Source organism: Streptomyces sp. SBT349 (genome assembly GCF_001083795.1).
Taxonomy (GTDB): domain Bacteria; phylum Actinomycetota; class Actinomycetes; order Streptomycetales; family Streptomycetaceae; genus Streptomyces.
Window position 1 is genome coordinate 1 of sequence record NZ_LAVK01000465.1, and the last position, 4787, is coordinate 4787.

The following is a 4787-nucleotide window of genomic DNA, read 5'->3' on the forward strand; positions in this document are numbered from 1 at the left end:
CCCGCCCGCTGTCACCGCTCGAAGGAGCCGTTCCCATGAGCCCCTCTGTCTCCTCCCGCCGCGCGCTCCTCGCCCTGGCCGCGGCATCGGCACTGGCTCTCACCGCCTGCGGCGGCACGGGCGAGGGCCCCGGCGCCTCCCCGCCCGGGTCGGACGGGGGCGGCGGCCCGTCCGCCGACTTCCTCGCGGACGCGCCGGTGGCCGACGACTCCCTCTTCATCGACGGCTCCACCATGGCCGAGATCCGCGAGCGCGGTCATCTGGTCGTCGGCGCCTCGTCGGACGCGCCGCTGATGTCCCAGAAGAACCCCGTCACCGGCGAGTACGAGGGCTTCGACGCCTACATGGGGCAGTTGCTCGCCACCTACATCTTCGGCGAGCCGAAGGTCGAGGTCGTCAGCTCGGCCACCCAGACCCGCGAGGCGCTGCTCCAGAACCACACCGTCGACGTCGTCCTCCAGAGCTACAGCATCACCCCGGAGCGCGCCGAGCAGGTCACCTTCGTCGGCCCCTACCTCTCCAGCGGCTTCCAGATAGCCACCCGGCAGGACACCACGGACATCTCCGAACTGGCCGACCTCAACGGCAGGACGGTGATCGCCGGCGCCAACACCCCCGCGATCGCCCGGATCGAGGAGGCGGCGCCCGACGCGGAGATCGTCACCTTCGAGACCGACCCGGCCTGTGTCCAGGCCCTCCTCCAGGGGCGCGGCGACGCCTACGTCCAGGACAACATCATCCTGGCCGGCAGCCTGGAGACCAACCCGGAACTGCGGGTCGGCGGCGAGCCCTTCGACCCGGGGGACATGGGCATCGGGGTGCCGAAGGACCAGGAGGACATGGCGGAGTTCGTCAACGACTGGCTGACGACCGTCGTGGAGGACGGATCCTGGGAGCGGGTGTGGGACGCCAGCCTGGGCTCCGCCCTCGGCGACGGCACGCCTCCCACCGTCGGCTCCGTCCCGGACGTGTACACCGGCAGGGACTGATCACCGCCGTGTCCGTTCTCACCGATCACCTTCCCGAGCTGGTGGACGGCCTGCTGGCCACCTGCCTGCTGACGCTGCTGTCCTGCGCCGGGGCGCTCGTCATCGGCGTCGTGGTGGCGGCGGCGCGCGTGAGCCCCGTCCGGCCGCTCCGCGCCGCCGCCATGGGGTACGTCGAACTGCTGCAGAACGTCCCGCTCCTCGTGTGGCTCCTGCTGTTCGTCTTCGCGCTGCCCGAAGTGGGAGTCATCTTCCCGCTGTTCACCACCGTGGTGATCGTGCTGGCCCTCTACGAGGCGGCGTACATGGCCGAGGCCATCCGCAGCGGCGTCAACAGCGTCGGCAAGGGCCAGGCGGAGGCGGCGCGTTCCCTGGGGCTCACCACCACGCAGAGCCTGCGGTACGTGGTGCTCCCCCAGGCGCTGCGCGCGGTCGTCCAGCCCATCAGCAACATCTTCATCGCGCTGACCATGAACACCTCGCTGGCCGCCGCCGTGGGGGTCGTCGAGCTCACCCACGCGGCGAACCGGGTCAACCTCGTCGAGGCCCAGCCCATCCCCGTGTTCGTGGGCGCCGGCCTGGCCTATATGGGCCTGACCCTGATCATCGGCCTCTCAGCGGGCTTCGTCGAGCGGAAGGTCGCGATCGTACGATGAGCCGCGAGTCCACGATCCTGTTCGACGCCCCGGGCCCGAGGGCGCTGCGCAGGCAGCGCCGGTTCGGCGTCGCCACCGCCGTGGCCCTCGCCGTCCTGCTCGGGCTGGCCGTCCACCGGTTCGCCGACAGCGGGCAGCTCAGCGCCGACAAATGGCGGGAGTTCGGCGGGTGGCCCGTGTGGCGCTTCCTGCTCACCGGCGCCTGGTACAGCCTGCTCGCCGCCGCCGGAGCCGCCGCCATCGCCGGTCCGCTCGGCCTGCTGCTCGCGGTCGGCCGCCTCTCGGCGAACCGGGTGGTGCGCTGGGCCGCGGGCGCCTACATCGAGGTCATGCGCACGGTCCCCGTCCTGCTGCTGATCTATCTGACGCTGTTCGCGCTGCCCACCTACGGCCTCGACCTGTCGCTGTACTGGAAGCTCGTCGCGCCCCTGTCGCTGTCCACCGCGGCCTCCGCCGCCGAGGTGTTCCGCGCGGGGCTGCTGTCCCTGGAACGCGGGCAGGGCGACGCCGGTCTGGCGGTCGGCCTCACCCGCGGCCAGACCATGCGGCTGATCCTGCTCCCCCAGGCGCTGCGCCGCGTCGTGCCGTCCCTGATCAGCAAGGCGATCGACCTGATCAAGGACACCTCCCTGGGCTACATCGTCAGCTACTACGAACTGCTCTTCAGCGGTCAGGTCTACGCCACCTACAGTCATCTGCTGATCCAGACCTATCTCGTCGTGGCCGCGATCTACCTGGTCGTGAACGCCGGCCTGTCCAAGGCGGGGCGCGTGCTGGAGAGGACGGGGCCACGCCGGCGGCTCGGCGGCGTCGGCCCATGGCGCGCCGGTCCCGGCGCCGACCCGGCCGGCGCGGCCTTCACCCTGGCGAAGCGCCGGTGAGCCCGCGTTTCGAGGTCTGCGTCGACTCCGTCGACGGTGCCCTGACCGCCCAGGACGCCGGCGCGCACCGGGTGGAGCTGTGCAGCGCGCTGTTCGAGGGCGGCGTCACGCCCAGCGTGGGGCTGATGGAGACGGTCCTGGGGGCGGCGCCGGACATCGAGGTCAACGTCCTGATCCGCCCGCGCGGCGGGGACTTCCTCTACGACCGCCACGAGACGAGCGCCATGGTGCGCGACATCGAGACCGCGGTCGGCCTCGGCGCCCACGGGATCGTCCTCGGCGCTCTCACCGCCGAGGGGGACGTCGACCTGGCCCTGTGCCGGCGCCTGCTCGCCGCCACCGGCGGCCGTTCCGTCACCTTCCACCGGGCCTTCGACATGGCGAGGGACCCCTTCGAGGCACTGGAGCGGCTGGTCGGCCTCGGCGTGGACCGCGTCCTGACCTCCGGCCAGGACGTCTCGGCTCTGGAAGGGGCGCCGCTGATCGCGCGGCTGGTCGAGGCGGCCGGGGACCGCCTCGTCGTGATGCCCGGCGGCGGCGTGACGGAGCGCAACGTCGCGCGCGTCCTACGCCTGACCGGCGCGAGGGAGATCCACTTCAGTGCCGGCATGACCGTCGACGGCCCCGCCACCCATCGCAACTCCCGTGCGCTCATGGGCGGGACGCTGAGCAGGAACGAGTACGCCCGCCGCCTCACCAGCCCCGCCGGGGTCCGCGGCATCATCACCGCGGCGCGCGCGGAGGCGGACCCGGCCTGAGCGACTCCCGGCACGCCCGTGGCGGATGGGGCGGTGTGGACAAGGCGGGCGGGTGGGAGGACGGTTGAGGAGTTGTGCGGTACACGACATTCAACTCCCTCGTGAGGTGAGGACACACCCCATGACCCGGTTACGCATCATCCCCGTCTCCTCCGCGGCGGCATCGGCCCTGGTGGCCACCGCCCTGGCCGCCACACCCGCCACCGCCGGGAGCGCCACCGCCCCGGCCGCCATCAGCGTGGACTGGGAGACCCGGTCCCTCAGGTACACGGCCGGCGAGGGCCAGGCCAACGACCTCTACGCCACATGGATGGGAGAGGGCACCGGCATCCGGCGGATCGGCTTCAAGGACGTGGTCCCGATCCGCATCGGCGACCACTGCGCGTACCTCGACCCGGCGGACGACACCTTCGTCGTATGCGAACTGCCCACCGGCGGCAGCCTGCCGGACGACATCCGCGTCTCCCTCGGCGACGGCGACGACGGGTTCTTCACCAACGACCCCGGCGTCTCCGCGGTGCACGGCGGCCCCGGCCACGACGACCTGCACGCCCACACGGCGCACCTGGTGACGGGGGGCGACGGCGACGACATGCTGATGGGCGGCGTCGTCATGGAGGGCGGTGCCGGCATGGACCACCTGGTGGGCGAGGGCACGGACGAGACGTTCTTCGGCGGCCCGGGCGACGACATGATCGAGGGGTACGGCGGCGCGGACACCGTCCTCGGCAGCTCGGGCGACGACGAGATCACCGGGGGCGACGGCGACGACGCCCTCTTCGGCGGCCTCGGCGACGACACCCTCTCCGGCGACGGCGGCCGGGACCTCATCCTCGGTGGCCCTGGCCGCGACCGGATCACCCCGTAGCCGCTACTCCAGGTCGCAGCCCGGGTTGGGGGCGTCGTTGGCCAGGGGTGCCCCGTGGGGCAGCACGTACAGCGCGTACAGCACGATCGGCTCCGTTCCCTCGTTGCGGCCCAGGTGCACCTCGTCGGGCCCGTGCGGCTCGGCGATCGTGGTACCGGCCGGGTAGACCCCGTCCGAGCCGCATGTCGCGTCGTAGTGGCTCAGGACCCCCCGCTCGATGTATCCGTGGACAGGCCCGTCGTGGTAGTGCCATCCGGTGGCCTGGCCGGGCGGGATGGTGAGCTCCCGGAGGATGTAGTCCGTGTCCCCCACGGTGGTCCGGGCGATGACGGTGCCGGTGACGCCCTGGCCGGGCGGCGTCGCGTGGGCGGTGCCGCCCGCCAGGGTCATGGCGACGACGGCCGCCCCGGTCAGCACGGTGCGACGTGTGGTGCGCAGGGATCCGCGCATAGGAAGAGGCCTCCCGCGGTGGACGGATGGACCGGCGCCTCCCCAGCGGACGCGCCGACGAGTACGTCCTACCGGCCGGCGGCCGGTCCCAATCCCCGAACGCGCGGGCCATCTCCCGTCCGGACGGGCGCGCGCCGGTCCGTTCGGCGCTGCCGGGCCGGGAGGGTGTGGCGGACGGGGGGTAGGGT

Annotated in this window: 6 protein-coding genes; 5 read left to right on the forward strand and 1 reads right to left on the reverse strand. The window is 72.6% G+C overall.

The features are described 5' to 3' along the window. Nucleotides 1-35: 35 nt before the first annotated feature. The 5 genes from ADY01_RS32870 to ADY01_RS32890 all read left to right on the forward strand — a co-directional run bounded on the left by ADY01_RS32870 (nucleotide 36) and on the right by ADY01_RS32890 (nucleotide 4149). Nucleotides 36-989 (forward strand): glutamate ABC transporter substrate-binding protein, encoded by a 954-nt coding sequence (locus tag ADY01_RS32870; protein WP_049580403.1) that lies wholly within the window; start codon nucleotides 36-38, stop codon nucleotides 987-989. An 8-nt stretch (nucleotides 990-997) separates the two neighbouring features. Continuing rightward, nucleotides 998-1642 (forward strand): amino acid ABC transporter permease, encoded by a 645-nt coding sequence (locus tag ADY01_RS32875; RefSeq protein WP_049580404.1) that lies wholly within the window; start codon nucleotides 998-1000, stop codon nucleotides 1640-1642. Further along, a complete protein-coding gene (locus ADY01_RS32880) occupies nucleotides 1639-2523 on the forward strand; it encodes an amino acid ABC transporter permease (RefSeq protein ID WP_049580405.1) in 885 nt (294 codons plus the stop codon). Before ADY01_RS32875 ends, ADY01_RS32880 begins: the two co-directional genes overlap by 4 nt. Next, nucleotides 2520-3281 carry a copper homeostasis protein CutC gene (locus ADY01_RS32885; RefSeq protein WP_049580407.1) on the forward strand — a complete coding sequence of 254 codons (762 nt, stop codon included), beginning with the start codon at nucleotides 2520-2522 and terminating at the stop codon, nucleotides 3279-3281. The genes ADY01_RS32880 and ADY01_RS32885 overlap by 4 nt, the downstream gene beginning before the upstream one ends. Before the next feature lie 121 nt (nucleotides 3282-3402). Continuing rightward, nucleotides 3403-4149, forward strand: a complete 747-nt coding sequence (locus ADY01_RS32890) for a calcium-binding protein (RefSeq protein WP_049580406.1) — start codon at nucleotides 3403-3405, stop codon at nucleotides 4147-4149. Between the two features lie 3 nt (nucleotides 4150-4152). Here the strand turns inward: ADY01_RS32890 and ADY01_RS32895 are convergent, their stop codons facing one another. Continuing rightward, nucleotides 4153-4587, reverse strand: coding sequence for a cupin (locus ADY01_RS32895; RefSeq protein ID WP_049580408.1), 435 nt, complete (start codon nucleotides 4585-4587; stop codon nucleotides 4153-4155). Nucleotides 4588-4787 lie beyond the last annotated feature (200 nt).